The sequence below is a fragment of the Brevundimonas nasdae genome (genome assembly GCF_016654005.1).
Classification (GTDB): Bacteria; Pseudomonadota; Alphaproteobacteria; order Caulobacterales; family Caulobacteraceae; genus Brevundimonas; species Brevundimonas nasdae.
Map to the genome: position 1 here is coordinate 65,330 of NZ_JAEPWN010000006.1, position 19,042 is coordinate 84,371.

General features: G+C 60.9%; 17 protein-coding genes. 6 read left to right on the forward strand and 11 right to left on the reverse strand.

What is annotated here, in order from left to right; all coding sequences use genetic code 11:
- Position 1 precedes the first annotated feature (1 nt).
- Positions 2-2,551, forward strand: a complete 2,550-nt coding sequence (gene ptsP, locus JKF87_RS10395; RefSeq protein ID WP_307417853.1) for a phosphoenolpyruvate--protein phosphotransferase — start codon at positions 2-4, stop codon at positions 2,549-2,551.
- Positions 2,548-4,218, forward strand: a complete 1,671-nt coding sequence (gene nagE / locus JKF87_RS10400; RefSeq protein ID WP_201099827.1) for an N-acetylglucosamine-specific PTS transporter subunit IIBC — start codon at positions 2,548-2,550, stop codon at positions 4,216-4,218. Before ptsP ends, nagE begins: the two co-directional genes overlap by 4 nt.
- A 367-nt stretch (positions 4,219-4,585) precedes the next feature.
- Here the strand turns inward: nagE and JKF87_RS10405 are convergent, their stop codons facing one another.
- The 3 genes from JKF87_RS10405 to JKF87_RS10415 form a co-directional block, all read right to left on the reverse strand.
- Positions 4,586-5,050 (reverse strand): MucR family transcriptional regulator, encoded by a 465-nt coding sequence (locus tag JKF87_RS10405; RefSeq protein ID WP_201099828.1) that lies wholly within the window; start codon positions 5,048-5,050, stop codon positions 4,586-4,588.
- A 109-nt stretch (positions 5,051-5,159) separates the two neighbouring features.
- Positions 5,160-5,603: a hypothetical protein gene (locus JKF87_RS10410; protein WP_201099829.1), complete on the reverse strand. Its 444-nt coding sequence runs from the start codon at positions 5,601-5,603 to the stop codon at positions 5,160-5,162.
- A gap of 918 nt (positions 5,604-6,521) precedes the next feature.
- On the reverse strand, positions 6,522-7,196 hold the full coding sequence (locus JKF87_RS10415; protein WP_201099830.1) for a GIY-YIG nuclease family protein: 675 nt from the start codon (positions 7,194-7,196) through the stop codon (positions 6,522-6,524).
- A gap of 297 nt (positions 7,197-7,493) precedes the next feature.
- Here JKF87_RS10415 and JKF87_RS10420 point away from each other — a divergent pair, with 297 nt between their 5' ends.
- Positions 7,494-7,886, forward strand: a complete 393-nt coding sequence (locus tag JKF87_RS10420; protein ID WP_201099831.1) for a hypothetical protein — start codon at positions 7,494-7,496, stop codon at positions 7,884-7,886.
- 643 nt (positions 7,887-8,529) lie between these two features.
- Positions 8,530-8,682 (forward strand): hypothetical protein, encoded by a 153-nt coding sequence (locus tag JKF87_RS10425; protein WP_181669173.1) that lies wholly within the window; start codon positions 8,530-8,532, stop codon positions 8,680-8,682.
- Positions 8,683-8,789: 107 nt separating this feature from the next.
- Here the strand turns inward: JKF87_RS10425 and JKF87_RS10430 are convergent, their stop codons facing one another.
- Together JKF87_RS10430 and JKF87_RS10435 are read right to left on the reverse strand one after the other, a co-directional pair.
- Positions 8,790-9,938 (reverse strand): site-specific integrase, encoded by a 1,149-nt coding sequence (locus JKF87_RS10430; protein ID WP_201099832.1) that lies wholly within the window; start codon positions 9,936-9,938, stop codon positions 8,790-8,792.
- Between the two features lie 317 nt (positions 9,939-10,255).
- On the reverse strand, positions 10,256-12,196 hold the full coding sequence (locus tag JKF87_RS10435; protein ID WP_201099833.1) for a hypothetical protein: 1,941 nt from the start codon (positions 12,194-12,196) through the stop codon (positions 10,256-10,258).
- Positions 12,197-12,418: 222 nt separating this feature from the next.
- Between JKF87_RS10435 and JKF87_RS18650 the strand changes: the two genes are divergently transcribed.
- Entirely contained in the window at positions 12,419-12,853 is a 435-nt protein-coding gene (locus JKF87_RS18650) for a LysR family transcriptional regulator (protein ID WP_370874335.1), read from the forward strand.
- On the opposite strand, the gene JKF87_RS10445 is transcribed toward JKF87_RS18650, so the two are convergent.
- The 5 genes from JKF87_RS10445 to JKF87_RS10465 form a co-directional block, all read right to left on the reverse strand.
- Positions 12,802-13,059 (reverse strand): hypothetical protein, encoded by a 258-nt coding sequence (locus tag JKF87_RS10445; RefSeq protein WP_201100005.1) that lies wholly within the window; start codon positions 13,057-13,059, stop codon positions 12,802-12,804. The genes JKF87_RS18650 and JKF87_RS10445 overlap by 52 nt on opposite strands.
- 44 nt (positions 13,060-13,103) lie before the next feature.
- Positions 13,104-13,493, reverse strand: a complete 390-nt coding sequence (locus JKF87_RS10450; protein WP_201099835.1) for a hypothetical protein — start codon at positions 13,491-13,493, stop codon at positions 13,104-13,106.
- Between the two features lie 79 nt (positions 13,494-13,572).
- Positions 13,573-13,992 carry a hypothetical protein gene (locus JKF87_RS10455; RefSeq protein ID WP_201099836.1) on the reverse strand — a complete coding sequence of 140 codons (420 nt, stop codon included), beginning with the start codon at positions 13,990-13,992 and terminating at the stop codon, positions 13,573-13,575.
- 177 nt (positions 13,993-14,169) lie between these two features.
- Complete coding sequence (locus JKF87_RS10460; RefSeq protein WP_201099837.1) at positions 14,170-14,604, reverse strand: hypothetical protein; 435 nt, start codon at positions 14,602-14,604, stop codon at positions 14,170-14,172.
- On the reverse strand, positions 14,601-14,906 hold the full coding sequence (locus JKF87_RS10465; protein WP_156363167.1) for a hypothetical protein: 306 nt from the start codon (positions 14,904-14,906) through the stop codon (positions 14,601-14,603). Before JKF87_RS10465 ends, JKF87_RS10460 begins: the two co-directional genes overlap by 4 nt.
- Positions 14,907-15,105: 199 nt before the next feature.
- Here JKF87_RS10465 and JKF87_RS10470 point away from each other — a divergent pair, with 199 nt between their 5' ends.
- Positions 15,106-15,363 carry a helix-turn-helix domain-containing protein gene (locus JKF87_RS10470; RefSeq protein WP_055806689.1) on the forward strand — a complete coding sequence of 86 codons (258 nt, stop codon included), beginning with the start codon at positions 15,106-15,108 and terminating at the stop codon, positions 15,361-15,363.
- Positions 15,364-15,675: 312 nt separating this feature from the next.
- Here the strand turns inward: JKF87_RS10470 and JKF87_RS10475 are convergent, their stop codons facing one another.
- Complete coding sequence (locus JKF87_RS10475; RefSeq protein ID WP_307417913.1) at positions 15,676-18,891, reverse strand: type ISP restriction/modification enzyme; 3,216 nt, start codon at positions 18,889-18,891, stop codon at positions 15,676-15,678.
- Positions 18,892-19,042 lie beyond the last annotated feature (151 nt).

Sequence of the window (19,042 nt, forward strand, 5' to 3'; positions counted from 1 at the left end):
TGTGAGTATTGCCCCTGTGAGTGAAATGATTGTTCAGGCGCCTTTGGCCGGTTGGCTGACCCCTCTGGCGGAGGTTCCGGATGCGGCCTTCGCCGGGGGCATGGTGGGCGAGGGCGTGGCGGTCGATCCGACGGACACGGTGGTGCGCGCGCCCTTCGACGGCGTCGTCGTCGGCCTGCCGTCGTCGCGCCATGCGGTGACGGTGCGGTCGGTCGAGGGGATCGAGGTTCTGATCCATGTCGGTCTGGATACGGTCGGCCTGAACGGCGCGGGTTTTGTCGCCCATGTGGCGGAAGGCGCATCGGTCCGCGCGGGCGATCCGCTGCTGACCCTGGACCTGAACATCATCGTCGACGGCGCGATCAGTCTGGTCACGCCGGTGGTGGTCGTGGGCGGCGCGGCCTCGGTTCAGGCCATCGCGCCGGGCCGCAGCGTGCGCGCGGGCGAGCCGATCCTGAAGGTCTCCGTCGCGGCGCGGGCGGGCGTCGAGGAGGCGGGCGAAGTGCTGACGGCCCGCGTGACCGCCCCCTTGCCGCATGGACTGCACGCCCGTCCCGCGGGTCGGATCGCCGCCTGCGTCCGGGGCTTTGACGCGCGCGTCGTGCTGAACCATGGCGACAGGCAGGCGGACGCCGCCAGCCTGGTCGCCATGATGGGACTGGGGGTCAAGGACGGCGACGAACTGGTGTTGAAGGCCTCGGGCCGTCAGGCGCACGAGGCCCTGTCGGCCCTGACCGCCCTGATCGCCGCAGGCCTGGAGGAAGGCGCGCATGAAACGACGCCCAAATCCGCCGCAGCCCCTGCCGCCCGTACGGCCGAACCTGTCGTGGGCGAAGACGGTGAACTGATCCTCAGCGGCGTCACCGCTGCGCCCGGTCTGGTCATCGGCCGGGCCGTGCGCCTGACGCAGAGCGAAATCGCTGTCGCCGAGGACGGCGGCGGCGTGGCGGTCGAAACCGCCCGGCTGAACGCCGCCCTGTCCGCCGTCCGCGCGCGCATCGAACAGGCCGCGACCAGCGGCAACGCCCATCGCCGCGCCATTCTGGCCGCGCACCTGGGCTTCCTTGACGATCCCGGCCTGATCGCCGGGGCGGAACAGGCCGCGGCCGAAGGGCGCAGCGCCGGTTTCGCCTGGCGTCAGTCCACCCGCGCCGCAGCCGACCTTTTCCGCACCATGGGCGATCCGCGCATGGCCGAGCGCGCCGACGACCTGCTGGATCTGGAGCGTCAGGTTCTGATCGAATTGTCGGGCGAGGCCGCGCCTGCGCCCGCCGCCATCGGGCCCGGATCAGTCATCGTCGCCGACGATCTGTTGCCGTCGCAACTGATGGCGCTGGATGCGGTCAAGGTCGCGGGCCTGTGCACCGCGCAGGGCGGCCCGACCTCGCACGTCGCCATCCTGGCCGCCGCCATGGGGGTTCCGGCCCTGGTCGCCGTGGGCGCCGCTCTGGACCGGGTCGATAATGGCGTGCTGGTCGTGCTGGACGCCGATGGCCGCCAGTTGATCGCCAATCCCTCCGCCGCGCGTCAGGCCGGAGCACAAAGCGCGGTCGCCGCGCGTGACCGCCGCCGCGCGGACGCCCGCGCCCTGGCGCTGGACGCCTGCCACACCGCCGACGGCGCCCGGATCGAGGTTTTCGCCAATCTGGGCGACGCCGCAGAGGCCGCGCCTGCCGTGGCGGGCGGGGCCGAAGGCTGCGGCCTGCTGCGCACCGAATTCCTGTTCCTGGAACGCGAAACCGCCCCGACGGAAGACGAGCAGCTGGTCCAGTATCAGGCCATCGCCGACGCTCTGGACGGCAGGCCGCTGATCATCCGCACCCTGGACGCGGGCGGCGACAAGCCCTTGCCCTATCTGCCCATGCCGCACGAGGAGAACCCGGCCCTGGGTCTGCGCGGCGTGCGTTCGGGCCTGCACCGGCCCGACATCCTGCTGGCCCAGTTGCGCGCCATCTGTCGGGTGCGGTCCAAGGGGACGGTCGCGGTCATGCTGCCCATGATCGCCTCGGTCGCCGAGGTGCGTCAGGTGCGGGCCATGCTGGACGTCGCGGTCGCCGAGATCGACGGCCGCGCGCCGGTTCTGGGGGTGATGATCGAGACGCCCGCCGCCGCCATGACGGTGGATCGTCTGGCGCCCGCCATCGACTTCATCTCCATCGGCACCAACGACCTGACGCAATACGCCCTGGCCATGGATCGTCAGAACGCGGCCCTGGCCGCCCAACTCGACAGTCTGCACCCCGCCGTCCTGCGTCTGATCGCCCAGGCCTCGGGCAGCGCCGCCGCCCTGAAATGGATCGGCGTCTGCGGCGGTCTGGCGTCGGATGTTCTGGCCGCGCCCATCCTTATCGGTCTTGGCGTGCGCGAACTGTCGGCGACCCCGTCGATGGTCGCCGAGGTCAAGGCCGTGGTCCGAAGCCTGACCCTGGCCGACTGCAGTCGACTGGCCGCCGAAGCCCTGTCGCAGGATAGCGCCGAGGCCGTGCGCGCCCTGGCGGCCGAGCGGCTCGGCGCCCTTGTTCAATCTCGCGCCGTGGGAGCCGTGGCATGAAGATCGGTCTTTCCAGCCTTCAGCCTCTGGGCCGCGCCCTGATGCTGCCTATCGCGGTCCTGCCGGTGGCGGGTCTGCTGCTGCGCCTGGGCCAGCCTGACCTGCTGGACATCGCCTTCGTCTCGGCGGCGGGGCAGGCGATCTTCTCCAATCTGGGCCTGTTGTTCGCCGTGGGCGTGGCGGTCGGTCTGGCGCGCGACAACAATGGCGCGGCCGGTCTGGCGGGGGTGGTCGGCTATCTGATCACCATCGAGGCGGCCAAGGTGCTGATGACCGCCCCGCCCGAGGTTCTGGCGGGCCTCAGCGGCGACGCGGCCGAGGCCGCCGCCAAGGCGTTCCGCGATCAGGCCCTGACCCGGCTGGGCGTGCCCATCGGCATCATCTCCGGCTTGATCGCCGGTGATTTCTACAACCGGTTCTCGACGCTGAAGCTGCCGGAATATCTGGCCTTTTTCGGCGGGCGGCGCTTCGTGCCGATCGCAGCGGGGTTTGCAGCCCTGGCGGTGGCGGCGATCATCGGCCTGTCCTTCTCGGCCATTGATCACGCGATTGATGTCTTCAGCCGCACGGTCGTCGGCTCGGGCGAGATCGGGATGTTCGTCTATGGCCTGTTGAACCGCCTGCTGATCATCACCGGTCTGCACCACATCCTGAACAATGTGGCCTGGTTCATCGTCGGCGACTATCACGGCGCGACGGGTGATCTGAACCGCTTCTTCGCGGGCGATCCCACGGCGGGCGCCTTCATGAGCGGCTTCTTCCCCGTGATGATGTTCGGCCTGCCCGCGGCCTGTCTGGCCATGTATCACGCCGCCCGTCCCGAACGCCGCAAGGCCGTCGGCGGCATGCTGTTCTCGCTGGCCCTGACCGCCTTCCTGACCGGGGTGACCGAGCCGATCGAGTTCACCTTCATGTTCCTGGCGCCCGCCCTCTACGCCATCCACGCGGTCCTGACCGGGCTGGCGATGGTGGTGATGAATCTGCTGGACGTGCACCTGGGCTTCACCTTCTCGGCGGGCCTGTTCGACTATGTGCTGAACTTCGGCAAGTCGACGCGTCCGTGGATGCTGCTGCCGGTCGGGCTGGTCTATGCGGGTCTCTATTACAGCCTGTTCCGCGTCTTCATCCGTGTGCTGAACCTGAAGACGCCGGGCCGAGAAGACGATCCGGTCGAGACCGTCACGCACGTCACATCGGGCGGTCGCGGCGAGGCCTTCATCCTGGCCCTGGGCGGCGCCGCGAACCTGTTGGCCGTCGCCTCCTGCACCACCCGCCTGCGCCTGCGGATCGTCTCGCGGGATCGTGTCGACGAGGCCGCCTTGAAGCGTCTGGGCGCGCGCGGCGTCATCGCCCCGTCCCCCGACAGCCTCCAGGTCGTCATCGGCCCGACGGTCGAGGCGGTGGCCCAGGACATCCGCGACCAGTGGACAGCGGCGCCGTCCTCTATCGCCGCCGCCCTTCCGGTTGAATCGGCTCCCACCGTTCTCAGCGACACCCTGAAGGCCGCGCTGGGCGGCGCCGCCAACATCCGCTCGTCGACGACCAAGGCCGGCCGCCTGTGCGTGGTTCTGGCCGACGCCGCCGCCCTGAACGAAACCGCCCTGACCGCCGCCGCTCCCAAGGGCTTCGTCCGCCTGGGCTCGGACAGTGTGCAGGTGCTGGTCTAAATCAGAGGGAAGTCAGTTGCGAAACCTGTCGCGCGGTTGCCCAGAGCAGCCGCGCGATAAGTCACGCCTGACGCTCGGCGCGATTCGCCCTCCAGAGGGCAGTTCTGATTATCAGGAAAGGTGGTGCCGCTTAGGTGACTCGAACACCTGACCCCATCATTACGAATTCGACGGAAGCAAATCTGTCAAATCCAGACGGCGCATGGCTTTTGGCACCAATCCGCTGACGGTGAAAGGCCCTTACCCACACACTACCCATTTTGGGCCAAGCGGTCGGCTCGGGCACTTCCGAAGTTACGATCGTTAGCTCAGTCGGATTTCAAATTTCGACCTGCGCCATACCTGCAAGCCCCAAGCGACCGGAAGCTCACTTCGACGAGCGGCCCCGTTTCGTGGACGGCTTCGGACCATCCGTAGGAGGCGTAGATTTGCGGCCTTTCGCGCCCAGCCCAATCGACTTTGCCAGCTCAGACCGACGGGCCGAGTAGGCGGGCGAGACCATCGGGTAGTCAGAGGCTAGCCCGTATCGATCTCGGTACTCGTCCGGCGTAATCCCGTTGGCCGACAAGTGACGCTTCAGCGACTTGTAGGTTCGGCCATCCAAGAAACTGACCAGACCTGCATCGGTGATCGACTTCCGAATCTGGCCAGCACTTGCGCGGACGTAGATTTCGACCGCTTCCGGTTCAGGCTGACCGACGTTCGCAAGGGCCGCATGAGTGGAAAAGATCAGATCTCCGATCCGCTCTGGCGGAAGGTCATTGTTGGATACGTAGTTGGCTACGATCCCGACGGTCATGTCGAGAATCGAGGGTGCTGGCTGATCGGTCATGCTTGGGGGGCCACCTCAGGCGTTGGCCGAACCCCAGATGGATCGACACTCGAGGTTCACCGTAAGCCGACACTTTGAATGTCCGCAATGGGTGGGAAGCGGACGTTGGCTAGGGCGCGATCTTGTAGTGTTGGAACCGGCCATTGGCTGGAGCGACGTACGAGATGTCTCCTGTTGGAAGGACATAGACTTGGGAACAGGTCGTTAGCGGGCGTTCGGGTTCGTCCCACCGACGGCATAGCCATCCATTGGCAATCCAATAGATGCCGCCGAAGTTGTGGTAGTCGCTCTCAAACCGATAGCTCCCATCGGACTCGAATGCCTCCGTCACGATCGCTGAACGATGCTGGATGTCGACGTAGCGTTTGCCGACAAAGGTTGAGCGCAGTTCTTCGCTCGTCATTGGCACTTGGCCCGCAGGAACTCGCGCATATGTCAGAGCTCTTTGCGTTGGAAGCGGCTGCTCCTGCACCATGGAAGGTGTGGCTTGCTGCGCTAGAGAAGAGACATCAGGTTCGCTGCAGGCGGTCGTGCCGAAGCTGAGGGCGCACATCAGAGGGCCGGACACTCCCGCAAAGGGATGGCTCCTCCACCGTCCGTGGAGCCACGACACGCAGCTCGCCACCACAGCAGCCAATCCGCTTAACGGTGGCATGCGAATAGGGTTTGTTGAACGGGTGTTTTCATTCGGCGCACCATCCAGCGATCCTAACCACAAGTAGAGCGTCCGTAACCGGTCGATTTCGTTTTAGGTTTCGCCGCTGCAACATTGACGTCAGTCTGGAAAGCAGCCGCGCTCAACGTCAGAATGGCGCAGCGGACGCTCCTAAGCCTCGGTTGGCCTTGCAACTGACCAAGGTCCTGGAGCGAACAAGGAACATTTAACCGGAGATTGTGTATCAAGGAGTGTCAGTCTTAGGGGCAATCCGACATGAGCTTTGGAAAGCGAACGGGATTTCCAACCCGTCCTTCAGCCATCCATACTTCGGCCTCTACGCCTCAGACACGTCGTGGCGGATATTGGCTAGGCTTTTTAACGGTGCCGATTGCCCAGGTCATCCTCATGGCGATTGCGGGGCTGGTGGTTGCGCGCGACCAAATTGACCGATTGTATCCATTCATGCTCCCGGCCGCCGTTAGCACCACGATGTTGGCCGCTGTCATCCTTCTCCTTTCGGATATTGTGCTTCGCCTAATAGGTCTGCGACAGGCCTGGGTTTATGCTTTGGTATGCGCCGTAGCGCTTTACGGCGTGTCGTTCGTCGTCAGCATAACGCCACTGTGGCGCTTTGCATTCATGTTTCTCCCGGGGCTTATCGGGGGGCTAGCATTGGGCTGGTCCAGACGGTGACCCTACTTCAAGCCTCCTATTTGGACGTTGAGAAAGTCCGCAATGGGTCGATTGCAGTCTTTGGCATTGCCGCCCAAATCTGACGTTCAGCTGTCTGTGTAAGAGCGCAGCCTGGGTCCTTCACACATCGGCATCGTCGTCGTGGGGGTACGTTGCTTCATAGTGCTCCGATATCGTGCGGCCATCGGCAGCCTTCCAGTACCGACCAGGCTGAACGGCATACGGTGCGCCCGAAACAATCTGCTGAGCTCGGGTGAGCGATACAACCTCGTCCCTCAAACGAACCTTTTTGGCCTCGACGATTTCGATGACGTCGCCGGTCTCAACGTGAATCAGTTCAGATCCGAGCGCCAAACCCATTTCCTCGAAATTGAGAGGAGGCCTGCGCTTCTTCTGCTCGAAGCTCCGTTCAGCTTCATAGGCGCGAGGCTCGTCCTTTTTGACCTCACGTTCTGCCGCAGCCTCGGCTTCAGGTGTCAGATCGGTGCCTGGAAATGCATTGAGTAATTCAATCAGCCGGAACGGCTCCACCGAGAAAAACTCACGAGCAGGATTCACCCTTTCGCGACCGAACGCGATGTGAAGAGCCTTCTCGACCTTCACGGCGTCATGCACGCGTCTCGCCACAGCAACGCGGAAAGGCAGGGGCACACCGGTGGCTCGGCTCAACTCGGCGACACGTCGCTCAACCGTATCACCAGAGGTTCTGCCAATCTTGACGATGCCCGGCATGGCCTCGTTGGTCAGAACGTACACGATGCCTTCGATCGTGAGAGAGATTGGTGTTTCGAACATGATGCCGCGATCAGATGAAGCGATTTCAGGGCTTTATCCCCGAGCTCTTTAACAGCGAATTTGACGAAGAAACGTGAAAACTGCGTCTTAAGTAGACACACGTTGCGGCTGTGTTTAGGTTTCGGGCGTTCACCCTCAGTGGACCGGCGGCCCAGCAGTCTACCCAGCTTGTCCCTTTGGGGCTGGGTCGCCAAACACTCCCCCATCATTGCGCTAGACTCACGCGTTGGGTGTGCTAGATCGCGGTTATATCGGAGCAGAGGGCTCCGCTAGAAACCGATCCTGGGGGGATCACCTATGAAGAAGACCATCATCACGGCCGCCATCGCGGTCGCTGCGTTGACGTCTGCCTGCACGACGACCGAGAAGGTTTCGGTCACTCAGCCTGGCGATCGTCAGATGACCTGCGCTCAGCTCAAGGATCAGTTCGCCAAGCTGGAAGAGATCAAGCGTCAGGGCCAAAGCAACCAAGGCGTCAACACCGCCAACGTCGCTGCGGTGCTGTTCTTCTGGCCTGCTGCCGTGGGCAACTACATGAGCGCACGTGACGCCATGCAGATTGCAGATCGTCGCAATGAGCACCTGATGACGATTTATAATGAGAAGCAGTGCGACAACCCGGCGAACGCCAACCTGCGTTTCTCGGTCCCTTCGACGCTTCTCGCGCCGATTGGTCACGGCGGCCTCTAAGCTCTCCACCATAGGTAAGCTATTTAACGGCGGTTCCGTTTTAGGGAGCCGCCGTTTCCTTTGCGGCCACCCACGGCCTCTTGCGACAAGCAAACTGATTTTCGGATATGCGGCAGAAGGACAGCAGTGCTTCCACCCCGTCCGTGTAAATCATAGGTTGCAAGCGTCGATATTTGGTGCGACAGCGTTTATATAATCTGGAGAGCCGCCAATGACGCTGAAAACAATCTTCATCACGACGTTTGCCGCGCTCATCGCAACCTCGGCGTCGGCCCAGGTTGGTGTGAATGGGCACTACCGATCCAACGGGACGTATGTCGCCCCTCACCACCGAACAAATCCGAACAGCACCGTAAATGACAACTGGACGACGCGGCCGAACGTCAATCCATATACCGGACGCGCTGGGACACGGTCACCTAGCTACGGTTCGACGCCGTCTTATACCGCACCCAGAACAGCCTATGGCTCGTCTTACGGCTCTTCATCTTCGAGCTCGCGTAGCTCCAGCTGGGGTTCATCCTCGTCGCGCAGCTCATCCTACGGTTCTGGATACAATCCGCGCTATTGAGCGCGCGCGGTCTAATCCAAACAGTTGAGGTATTGTGTGGGTGTGCGACTTTTCAGGGCTGAGGCGAAGCGAATGCAGGCGCTTGCGGATGCCGAGCCAGAACCACAAGCCAAACGAGCCTATATTGATAAGGCCGAGGAAATGAATCAGTGGGCAGAGGTAGCTTCGCTCCAGCGCAAGCTTGAGAAGGCTATCAGAGAGCATAAGAAAGCTGGCGGCAAATAGGGTCCAAATCCTGGCGAGGAGACATCTCTCGGCCTGCTTGGGCAAAAAAAATAATAGATCCCGCCCCACGAACTAGCCGAAGCCAGCGCGCGGGGCGGGAGTGAGGTTTAGGTGATCTGCTTAGCCGCTCCGGCCTCTACGGCCTTCAGCAGCGTGTCGTTGGCCAAGTGCGAGTATCGTTGGGTCGATTGGTAGCTGGCGTGACCCAGCACCTTTCCGACGGCGAAGAGATCAACGCCGGAGTTGACCATGAACGACGCCGCTGAGTGTCGAAGGTCATGAAGGCGAAGACCCGGCAGCCTCGCCTCCCTGATCGCTCGCTGCCAACCGTGCTTGATCGACACGAAGGGAAGGCGGGTTTCCGGGTTGGGCACCAGCCAAGGGCAGTCCTTGAAGCGAGGCAGCGTCTCGATGATCGCCAACGCGGTTGTGGAAAGCGGGACGTGACGTGGCTTACCGGTCTTGCTGGTCGGGATCAGCCATGACCGACGTTTGACATCCACGTTCTCCCATTTGGCGTCCAGCAATTCGCGAAGCCGTGCCCCGGTAAGGAGCAGCAGACCCACAATGTGCTGAAGCTGCGGGTTCTGCGAGGCCGCCACCGCCTCGCGCAACCGCGTCGCTTCCTCGGCGGACAGGAAGCGTTCACGACCATTGTTCAGCGGCGTCCGAGGGATGCCACGGGTGGGGTTTCGCTCGGTGCCGGGAATGTCCCAGCTCGCCCCAAGGACGAACGAGCGGCCGATGATGACACGAAGTTTTTCGACCGACGCCGGGGATAGGCCCGACGCCCGCTTTTCACCGAGCCACTGCGCCATCGACCGACTGTTCATGTCCGTGAGGCGTGTCTTGCCCCACTTCGGAACGATGTGGACGCGCATACACATCTCGACCGAGGCGTAGGACTTGCTGCCTTTGATGAAGTCCAAATGCTTGGTGGAAAGGTCGCCATACACCGGGATAGATTTGACCAGAGCCTTCTGGGCGCTCGGATCGCCACCCATCACGACCTCGGACCGAAGCTGCTGGGCCTTCTTCTTGGCAGCGGCGAACGTGATGTCGTTATAGCCGCCGATCTTAAACTGCTTTTGCGTCCCTGCCTGACACAGGAACCTCAAGTAGTAGGTCTTCCCGCCAGTGCAGCGGCATTCCAGAACGAAGCCAGTCACTGTGGTGCAGTAAAAGTCACTTTTCTTCTTGCCGACCTCGCAGCCAGCATTGGCGACGAAAGTCTGAGTCAGGTGGGCCTTGGGCATGGGATTATCCTTTTAATGGGTTGAGTTCAGACGAGCGCCATCACGCGGTGCCGACGGGGGCGCAGCGCGAGGCGGTTTGCGGTGGAGGGGAAAGTCTGGAGCGGGACGGACCCGCGTTTGCCCCAGGGTGGCCCGCCTGGGCGGGGGCTGGGGCGTCTGGATGGCCGGGCTATGGGGTGCCCGGAGCGGGCCTCAGGGGCTCGCGTTCTGCGTCGGCGGTGTCGGCTTATGGGCCATCAAAACGGGCAAAACAGGCCACCTCTTTCACCTGTTTTGGCTGGCCGGTTGCCGGGCGTCGGCGGCGCGATCACCGACACCTAGTCAGCGATGACCCGCCAAGTGTTGCGCTGCGAATTCGGGCCTGACTCGATCCTCAGACTGTTGGCCCAGCGGCTCCGATTCAGTTTGAGATACCAGCCGAGCCTCTTCGTATTCACGGTGGAGCCGTCCATCACGCCGATCTCCTCCAGTACGTCGGCAAATCGAGGGTCTCTGGCGGCATACGGGACCACCTCACGCACCATCATGGGGTCATCGCTAAACAGCCTGGACCAGTGCTGCAGAAATTCGCCTAGCGCGTCCTGATCGGTGTCGTCCTGGACTTGCTGGATCAGGCTCGTTGCAGGGTCGGGCTCGCCGAGCCACAACAGCGGTTGCCGGCAGGTCAGCGACCATTCTTCGTAACTTCCGATCGACGGGACATCGGAAACCGGTCTACCGGCCAGCCGGTGAGCCTCGGTGATGGTGAGGGCGGCCTGGACGATATGTGACCGCCTTTCCCGAACATGGGCCACAGGATTGAACGAGTACTGCTGCAGCGTAGGTGTCTCACTCCGTGGGGCAAGGCGGATCGACAGCACACGGCGGCGCATATCTTGGCCGGGTTCTACGTTGTTCCCGGTACCCATGAAGAGCACGTTGGTGCGCGCGGTGGCGGTTCGGCTTCTGCTGAGTACGCGCTCGGTAATGCTGGTGCTCGTTAGCGCCTTGTTCATGGGGCCGAGCGATTTCCAACCCGTTTGTACCTGCATGTCATCAAACAGCACCACAGCGGGTTTCTCTAGCAGCATCGCCAACAATACCTTGGCTGCTTCTTCGGGTGTGGTCGGATAGCTTGTGTTGTAAGGCTCGCCAGCAGTAGCCGCCAACGCGATCAGCGCTGCCAGAAAGCTTTTCCCGCCACCGGAGCGAGGAGCGTTGATGTTGATGGCTGGGGCGAGCGGAAGGGATGCTCTTACGGCGGCGGTGAGGATCGCGGCGAGGGCGGCCGCCCGATCTGCATCGGACGCGAATGAGAATTCGCGAATAAGCCATTTCAGCCAACCGAGCTCACGCTCGGCGTCCTTCCGCGTCGGGTTGACTAGATTGTAGTCGGCCTCATCAAAGGCGGCATACGTGCCGGTCGCCTCATCATAGCCAGGTTTGAACACAACGCACTTATCCGCGCCATAGAACGGCTGCCTGGATAAGCCCGTCAGAGAACGCAGATGGCGTCGATCCTGAGAATACCGCAGGTTTTGAATGATGCTGGCGGGAGGATCGCAGCGCTCCCACTGATTGCCTTTGGCTTTCCGGTAATAGTCAACCTTCGATGCTAGGAAAGCGCTGAGGGTCTGATCGTTGACGAGTTCTGTAGATATGTCGTCGGGGGCGGGCTCGATGATGCGGACGATTGGGCCACATGCGTTGAAATAGCGCCCGTCTGCGGCAAGCACCCGCTCCGACGCAGCGGCAGCACGGTGCGTTTCACCGGTCTGCATGTAAATGACGGATTTTGCGCGGGCGACCTCTGGTGTAATGCCCAGGTGATCGATCAGGCTTTCCGCGTCGCGCTTTTCCGAATGATTGTGGGTGCAACGGAACAAGCCGATCGGGTTTCCGAAGCAGGGTTCTAGATAACCCGCTTGAGCTTGGACATCCGACGGATGCTCTGAAGCCCAGGGGCATGCCATCCGGTGAAATCCGTCGCCAGCATCGTCGATATAAAGGCCTTCCGCCTTGAGCGCGCTCACCACCGGATTTGTAGCGGGGGCGGGTGTATAGACGTCGTCGGCGAAGTCCTCCTCCCTTGAAAGGTTGAGCGGTGGCGCAGCCGTTGGGCTCGGTAAAACGGGCAAAACGGGCAAAAGGGGTCCTGGCAGAGTCTGATTGCCCGTTTCACCCGTTTCCGACGCGACGTTGGGGAGGGCATTTTCTATGGGTTCAGGCTGGCCCTTATCGGTCGGCTGGTTCGGATCGGTCGGACGTTCTGCAGTCATGGTGTTGGTCCTCAAGCGTTATGGGGATGTTCCGCACACGCCGGGATCGGCGCGGGCACTTTGCGATTTCGAGACGGCCGCTGCAGTCGGTGTCGCGTCCTCGCTGGGGAGGTTGTGGTCCTCCGCATGGCCGCTGGAAAGCCCTCTGGACCGATTACTAGTTGCAGGTTTGGAGATGTCCTTGCGAACGTTCGTCCGCTTCAACTATTCCAGAGTGGAATGATGCCGTGGCTCGGCCTAGAGGATGTCTCTCGGCGGTGCCGGGCTGATTCTGGAGGTAGCGTTTTGGGTGGCAGGGCAGAAAAATCGCAGTTTGGCAGCCTACGCGTAGTGTGGTTGGAGGCTTTTGTGCTGTCGGTCCATTACGGGAAACAGACTGCGGCTGCGGCGGAGATGGGTGTGACTCAAGGGACCATCTCCAAGCACATCGAGAATCTGGAACTTTGGTGCGGTGGTGGCGCGCGTCGGTTACTGCTGGAGCACAACCAGTTTCCTCCAGTTCTGACCGCCGCAGGAGAGGCCTTCTTTCCGATTGCCCAACGGGCTGTGGCGGCGTTGAGTGAATTGAAGGCGTCCCGAATGAGCCGAAACGCCTCCAGAAGCTCTCAGTCTGCGCTCGGGTCAGACGACCTCGGCAATAGGAACGACCGAGAGTGACATCGGCGCTGCAGGTGGCCAAATCCCGCCAGCGCCACGACCACCACAACCACGCCTACGATGCAGGCCAGGGGCTGAGCCACCGTCAGGGCCGACAGGACTAGGGTGCCCAGGAACATCAGCGTCTGTCTCGGTCGTGTGATGAAGCTCACGATCAACGCCAGCACCGCCAAGGTCAAAGCGACGATGACTACGGCTCTGAGCACGGCCAAGGCCACGCAAAGGATGAGCAACAAGAGGAACCGGCCCATCATCGACCACCCACCTCGGTCCAGAAATGGACAAGGCAGAGATGGTGTAAGCCCATCTCCGTCCCTGGACCGTTCTCGACAAAGACCACGGTGTCCCGCCCGCACCGGCCCCGGTAGATGATCTCGAACCATAGGCCATGATCGTCCAGGGTGTCGTAGGTCGGCTCCTCCGCATCGTCGCCAGTGATTGGAAAGCCAACGGCGGTGTTGATGACGTCGGGGGTATCGCCGCCGTGGACGACGACGATCCGGGTGTCTTCGCTGAGGCATGACGGATGATCGGCGTAGGCCTGCCATCCGCGATGAGCGATCAGGGTGCGCAGGTCGTCGTCTAGGCCGGGATCGCTGATGACGCCGGCGACATCGGCAAGAGTGTTTAGGCAAAGCATGGAATCGGTGTCCTTCGGGCACAAAAAAAAGCCCTCTCGACGGGGTGTCGGAGGGCGCGGATCGGATGGTGGTTGAGGCTTAGTCGGCGTCGGAAGTCGGAGGCCGGTCGGCAAAGCCTAGGCAGTTGAACCGCAGGGTGTCGTTGGTGTCGGGATGGTCGGCCACGAAGACCAGCATTCCGAAGTCGTCAGTCAGAACGTAGGCCAGCTCGAACCATGAGCCGTGGTCGTTGAACCACTCCCAGCCGGGTTGCTCGGCCTGGTCCCAGCAGATGGGGAAGCCGACAGCGGCGTGGATGACCTCGGGTGGATCGCTCGGCTGCACGACGACGATCTGGAGGATTTCGCCAAGGGGACGGCGACGATCGGTGTCCACCTGCCAGACACGAAGTCCGATGAGGGCACGCAGGGTAGGGTCGAGACTAGGGTCTGTGAGCGCGGCGGTGACGGCGTCGCGGTCGTTCAGGGAGAGCATGGTCTGGTCGTCCTTTCGGGGCACGAAAAAACCCCCGCAGCGGTTGGCCACGGGGGTCGGTGATCGTTGGAGTTTTGGAAGGGGTCAGGTCGTCCTAGTGAACGTCCCTAAAGTCGATGACGCGCAACGGGTTTTCAGGCTGCTGACTGAGGGGAGGGACGTTGGTGTCCTGCCTCAGCTAGCGACCCGGTAAGGCACCACTTACCGTGCTGGAGGGACGCTCGGCGAAAGAGTGCCTGCCGCCTGGTTGAGCCGGTCCTTCAAGCGCTTTGAGCGGGTGATCCCAGACAGGGGCATGGTGCCGCTGTGGGAGACGGTGAAATAGAAGCCGTCCTGCACCGTGCCGTCAGCTTTGCGGCCCCTGGAGGGAACCATCGTGCCGACGATCTGGTGGCTGTCGAACAGGAACTTGATGGTGGCCTGATACCCCTTGTTCGGATGCTCGACACGAACGATCGGGCTGGTGCCGAACTCGACGTTCATGGCGTCCACCAGGATCTGATCGGCCTGAGATTCGGTGATCAGATAGACGGGTTCGCTCTGACTGACGTAGGTGCCGGGCGTCCGTGCGGGTGCAGAGGCACAGCCACTGATGGCTAGAGCGAAAGCGGCGAGGGCATAGGCTAAGGGTCTCATTGGGCACGCCTTTCGATTGCCTGTGCGTGCTGCTGAATAAACTCTGTTTTGCGGCGGAGGGCTTCCGAGCAGGTGTTGGAGACCGTTTCTGGATCCCATTCTTCTTCGAGCATCTTTTGCTGAATCCTACCCATGAACAGACCGGTTGATTGACCTCCGCTCGCGACAAAGTCCGATGCTACTTGATTGCAGAACTCCTCGATTTCTTCGGCTTGAGTGGGGGCTTTAGTGGTTTGTGCAACGCCTTGATCGCAGGCCGCCAAAAGGGCGAGCAATGATGCGAGTGCGTAGGTTGATTTCATGATGTGATTGGTCCGTCATGGGTTTGAGTTTTTGGTGATTGAAGATCAGAGGCTTAGGTCGAGTGTGTTCATCTCCACGGTAGGGCAGGGTGAATCGCGTTCGTTGAGTATGGAAAAAATCCATATCGGAAAGGGAAAAATCGCATAAGCGGATTTTCCATATAGTTGGGTTGCCGGTTTAGACTCGGCGGCCCATTCGATGCCCAAGACGATCTTTGGCGGGGATCATCGGCACCTCGTCGCGGTGCTCGTTGAAGCGCGTCAGGCGTCAGGGCTCACGCAGGCCGAGTTGGCCGCGCGCGTGGGGAAGGATCAGTCCTTCGTGTCCATCATCGAGCGCGGTCAGCGTCGCGTGGACGTGCTGGAGTTCGTGGCGCTCGCTAGGGCCATGGATGCCGAACCAACCCGGCTATTCGAACGGGTGACGAGAAGGCTGGCTGCGACGTTGAGGATATAGTCGCCTCCCGTCTTCTTGCTAATTATTCAAATAAGATGGCGCGGTTTGCGCTCTCTGCCGTCGTCGATTTTCACGCAGCGGCGTCAGGGATTCCGTGCCTTCATCACCTCGGTGCAGAAGGCTGCCGACATCACTCAGGTTGAACTCGCGGCGCGGCTGGGTAGGCCGCAAAGCCCTGTGTAGAAGGTGGAGCGAGGCGATTGGCGCATATGATTGACCGCATTCGGTCAGGTCGCGGATGCCCTCGACCATGATCCGGCGACGCTGCTTTGGGATCTTCTAGCTCGCGGCAGGTGATGGCGTCTCTTGACCCTACCCAGTTATAGGCAGCGAAATTTCCCCCATCACCGTGTCCGTCTCCATCATGATTTTGATGACTTTCTGATAGTGGCCGATGTCGTCCCATGACAGAGCGCGACCACGCCGGTCCTTGAGCCATTTCTGGGCTGGCTGATAGCCGCCGATGAAGAAGTTCCAGGCGATGTCGGGCACGGCGTCGAAATACTGGTCGGCGTTGATGTGGACTCGATCGCCCTCGAATTTGGGATAGCCAGCCGCGACCACGTCGTCGCCGTCGCCGTGATAGGGATAGTGCGTCTCGCCGATGGCGGGCGCCTCCATCAGATGCAGGCGGCGCAGTTGCTCGCCCTTGTCGCTGACTTGGCGGAACACCTCGGGCGATGCTGGATAGGGGATGCGTGGAAAGTCGATCTTGAGGAACTCGGCATAGGTCGCGCGATAGTCCGGCGAGTGCAGCACCCCGTAGATGTAGTCGAACACCTTAATTTCGCTCGGCCGGGCGTCGCCCGTCGCGGCCCGGAAATCGTCCTCCGGCCCTGCCTGATTGGCGGGGTCAATCCCGGCGGCTTTGCAGATGGCGGCGTAGAGCTTCGGGTCGAGATTTAGCGTGCGGTGCTTGGCGGCGAAGGCGTCGGATTGATCGCTACATGTATCGGGATAAATGTACAATGGAACGTTCACAGCATTCGATGCTGTTGTTCCTGACACAATAATTACCTCTGATATGGTGTCGGTAACTAAAGAGTGGGCAAAATTACTGTCATTGTGAGCTTTGGATATGAGTAAGCCGATGTTTGGAGATGACAGATAATTCTTCATTATCGCTTCTCTTCCCCAATCGACCATATCTTTCCGATAAATTATCCACCTCTTATCAAACGGTCTGTAGTAGACTGGCCTGATATCGGATTTCCAATCTGACATTCTGATTTCTGGTCGAACCTGCTCAATCTTCCATCCACGCGTGTCTCCCGCGAGATATTTCTCGTCTTTTCTGGACGGGAAAAAAATATTTCGGATTTGTCTATCGCTAAGCGTTGGATCAATGAATTTCTCGATGCGAAGCCTTAGTTCCTCTCCGGAGAATCCAATGACCAGATGGTCTCGCGCTGTCGCGATCCCAGTTACATTGTGAACCATTAGTTCGTTGACGGAAAATCCCTGATCGTAGGCGTCTCTTGAGGCGACGGAAAATGGAGCCATCATGAAGTACGGCGCTTCTGGTTTAAGCTTAGTTGGTGCGCCGTCAAATCTATTGAGATCAAAAAGCTTAGCGCTCTTGCTTTCGCGACTACCCCATATCTCGCCGTGCCAGACCTCACCCAAGGTGCCTAACGTTTTCCCTTTTCGTATGGCAATAACCAGCGCTACGCCTTGACGAATGTCGAACACATTCTTGTCAACCAAACCAGGTGGCACGGGTTCTGGCTTGTTCGTGTTCCCGTGCAAATCAACTACCCAGATTTTGTCGAACGTCTGAAGCAGACGCCAACGCATGCCCCGAAACGTCGGGTTGTCTAAATATCCGTGATTAGTAATAAATCCTAAGACGCCTCCGGATGGATTTTGTGCGATTGTGTGCTCAGCCATGCGGATAAACTTCACGTAGTCGTCGTGCAGCCAGTGCTTGCGTTCGCCAAAATGTTTCTTACCAATGTACTTATAGTCTTCGATCAGACGCGTGATCCATTCTCCATTATTCTGAGATATTCCTGAATATGGTGGATTTCCGATCACACACATGATCGGCGATTGTCGCTTGACCTCACTTGCACCTCGCGCCTCTTCCGCGAGCGGCTGGAAAAACAGGTCGCGTACCTCGCGCTCGGCCGGCTCCAGCGCGTTGGTCAGCCAGACCGACAGCCGCGGCGGCTTGGCGCTCGGCTTGTAACCGCTCTCGGCCAACTGCATGTCCAGCTTCATGTGGCACATGGCGTAGCTGGCCATCAGCAACTCGAAGCCGTGCAGGCGGGGCAACAAATCCTGTTCGACATAGCCGGACCATTTACCCGGCGCGTGCGCCTTGACCCGGTCCGAGATCAACTGGACCGCCTTGGCAAGGAATGTGCCGGTGCCGGTGGCGGGGTCGAGAATCTGGACCCTGTGAACCTGGCGCTTTTCGGTGATCGGTTTGCCGGTCTTGGGGTGGTTTTGGCCGGTGTCCCAATCGACCGTAACCTTTGAGGTGTCGGCCAAGCCGTCGGCAAGGCCGAACTCGGACTTCAGCACATCGTCCACGGCACGGACGATGAAGTCCACCACCGGTTCAGGTGTGTACCAGACGCCCCGACTTTTGCGCTTCTTGGGATTATAGGCGGCCAGGAAGTCTTCGTAGAAGTGGATGAAGGGGTCGTTCCGCGCGGTGAACTTGCCGAAGTCGCGGAACAGCGAATGGGGGTCCGAGGCGCGCATGACCTCGACTAGATCATCGACAATATAGGTCAGGCGCTTGGGCAGTGCCGGGCCGGCGACGTATTCGAACAGCCCCTTAAGGAAGGGATTGGAGGCTGGCAGGTCGTCCATCGCCTCCTGACGGCTGAAGGTCGTCAGGTCGTCGTCGTGGAAGCGGGCGGCGAACATGCCGTAGGTGATGGTTTCGGCGTAGATGTCGGCGAACTCGTCCGGTTCGAGGTGCGGGAGCAGGTTGGCCTTGAAGCTCTTAAACTGGCCGCCGAGGCCGGAGCGAAACTCAGGGTCTTCCTTCAGCGCCAGGCCGATCTCGTCCTTTATGATTGCCGCCTTGGCCGCCATCATTTCCGCCAGCTTCGAAGCGGATTTGATGCTGATGGGCTTCTGCTCGGCAAACAGCTTGAGCTGGCGTTCCAACTCCTCGAACTTTTCCGGGACAGGTTGGAGGCCCATCTGGAAGTCGGCGATAGAGACGAAGTGGACCTGTTGGCCGTCGCGGATGAACTCGAAGTCCACGCCGTTGGTGTAGATCAGGTTGGGATATGCGGCCTCGTAGCGTTTGCGCTGTTCGACCGAATAGCCCTTGAGCTTGATGACGTCCTTGTCGATGTCCTTGGCTTCGGCCCAGCCGATGGGGACGCCGTCGCGCTGGAACATGAAGTCGGGCATGCCGCCTTCGGACTGCTTTGGCTCGTTGATGATTGTCAGCGCTGGGTCAATGCTTTGAAACAGGTCATTTAGCGCGGGCCGGTAGCTGTGTTCAGTGGCGTGGCCGCTTTTGAACTGGGCAATGACCCTCTCGAGATACTCAGAAATCACCAATTCACCCTCCGCAATCTGGGAGAAGCTAGCTGCACCGAGAAGGCCTTGTCACCTGACGACCGTCGTCATGAGCAAGGGGGCATCGAGAAAGTAGGGCTTTGAGCGAAATGGAACCGGAAGCTGTTCCCAGTGGGAACCCACGCCACTC

Bases quoted from the DNA above. Each gene is read 5' to 3' on its own strand.
- nagE (WP_201099827.1), top strand. From the start codon at position 2,548: ATGAAGATCGGTCTTTCCAGCCTTCAGCCTCTGGGCCGCGCCCTGATG.
- JKF87_RS10405 (WP_201099828.1), bottom strand. From the start codon at position 5,050: ATGACCGATCAGCCAGCACCCTCGATTCTCGACATGACCGTCGGGATC.
- JKF87_RS10410 (WP_201099829.1), bottom strand. From the start codon at position 5,603: ATGTGCGCCCTCAGCTTCGGCACGACCGCCTGCAGCGAACCTGATGTC.
- JKF87_RS10415 (WP_201099830.1), bottom strand. From the start codon at position 7,196: ATGTTCGAAACACCAATCTCTCTCACGATCGAAGGCATCGTGTACGTT.
- JKF87_RS10420 (WP_201099831.1), top strand. From the start codon at position 7,494: ATGAAGAAGACCATCATCACGGCCGCCATCGCGGTCGCTGCGTTGACG.
- JKF87_RS10425 (WP_181669173.1), top strand. From the start codon at position 8,530: ATGCAGGCGCTTGCGGATGCCGAGCCAGAACCACAAGCCAAACGAGCC.
- JKF87_RS10430 (WP_201099832.1), bottom strand. From the start codon at position 9,938: ATGCCCAAGGCCCACCTGACTCAGACTTTCGTCGCCAATGCTGGCTGC.
- JKF87_RS10435 (WP_201099833.1), bottom strand. From the start codon at position 12,196: ATGACTGCAGAACGTCCGACCGATCCGAACCAGCCGACCGATAAGGGC.
- JKF87_RS18650 (WP_370874335.1), top strand. From the start codon at position 12,419: ATGCCGTGGCTCGGCCTAGAGGATGTCTCTCGGCGGTGCCGGGCTGAT.
- JKF87_RS10450 (WP_201099835.1), bottom strand. From the start codon at position 13,493: ATGCTTTGCCTAAACACTCTTGCCGATGTCGCCGGCGTCATCAGCGAT.
- JKF87_RS10460 (WP_201099837.1), bottom strand. From the start codon at position 14,604: ATGAGACCCTTAGCCTATGCCCTCGCCGCTTTCGCTCTAGCCATCAGT.
- JKF87_RS10465 (WP_156363167.1), bottom strand. From the start codon at position 14,906: ATGAAATCAACCTACGCACTCGCATCATTGCTCGCCCTTTTGGCGGCC.
- JKF87_RS10470 (WP_055806689.1), top strand. From the start codon at position 15,106: ATGCCCAAGACGATCTTTGGCGGGGATCATCGGCACCTCGTCGCGGTG.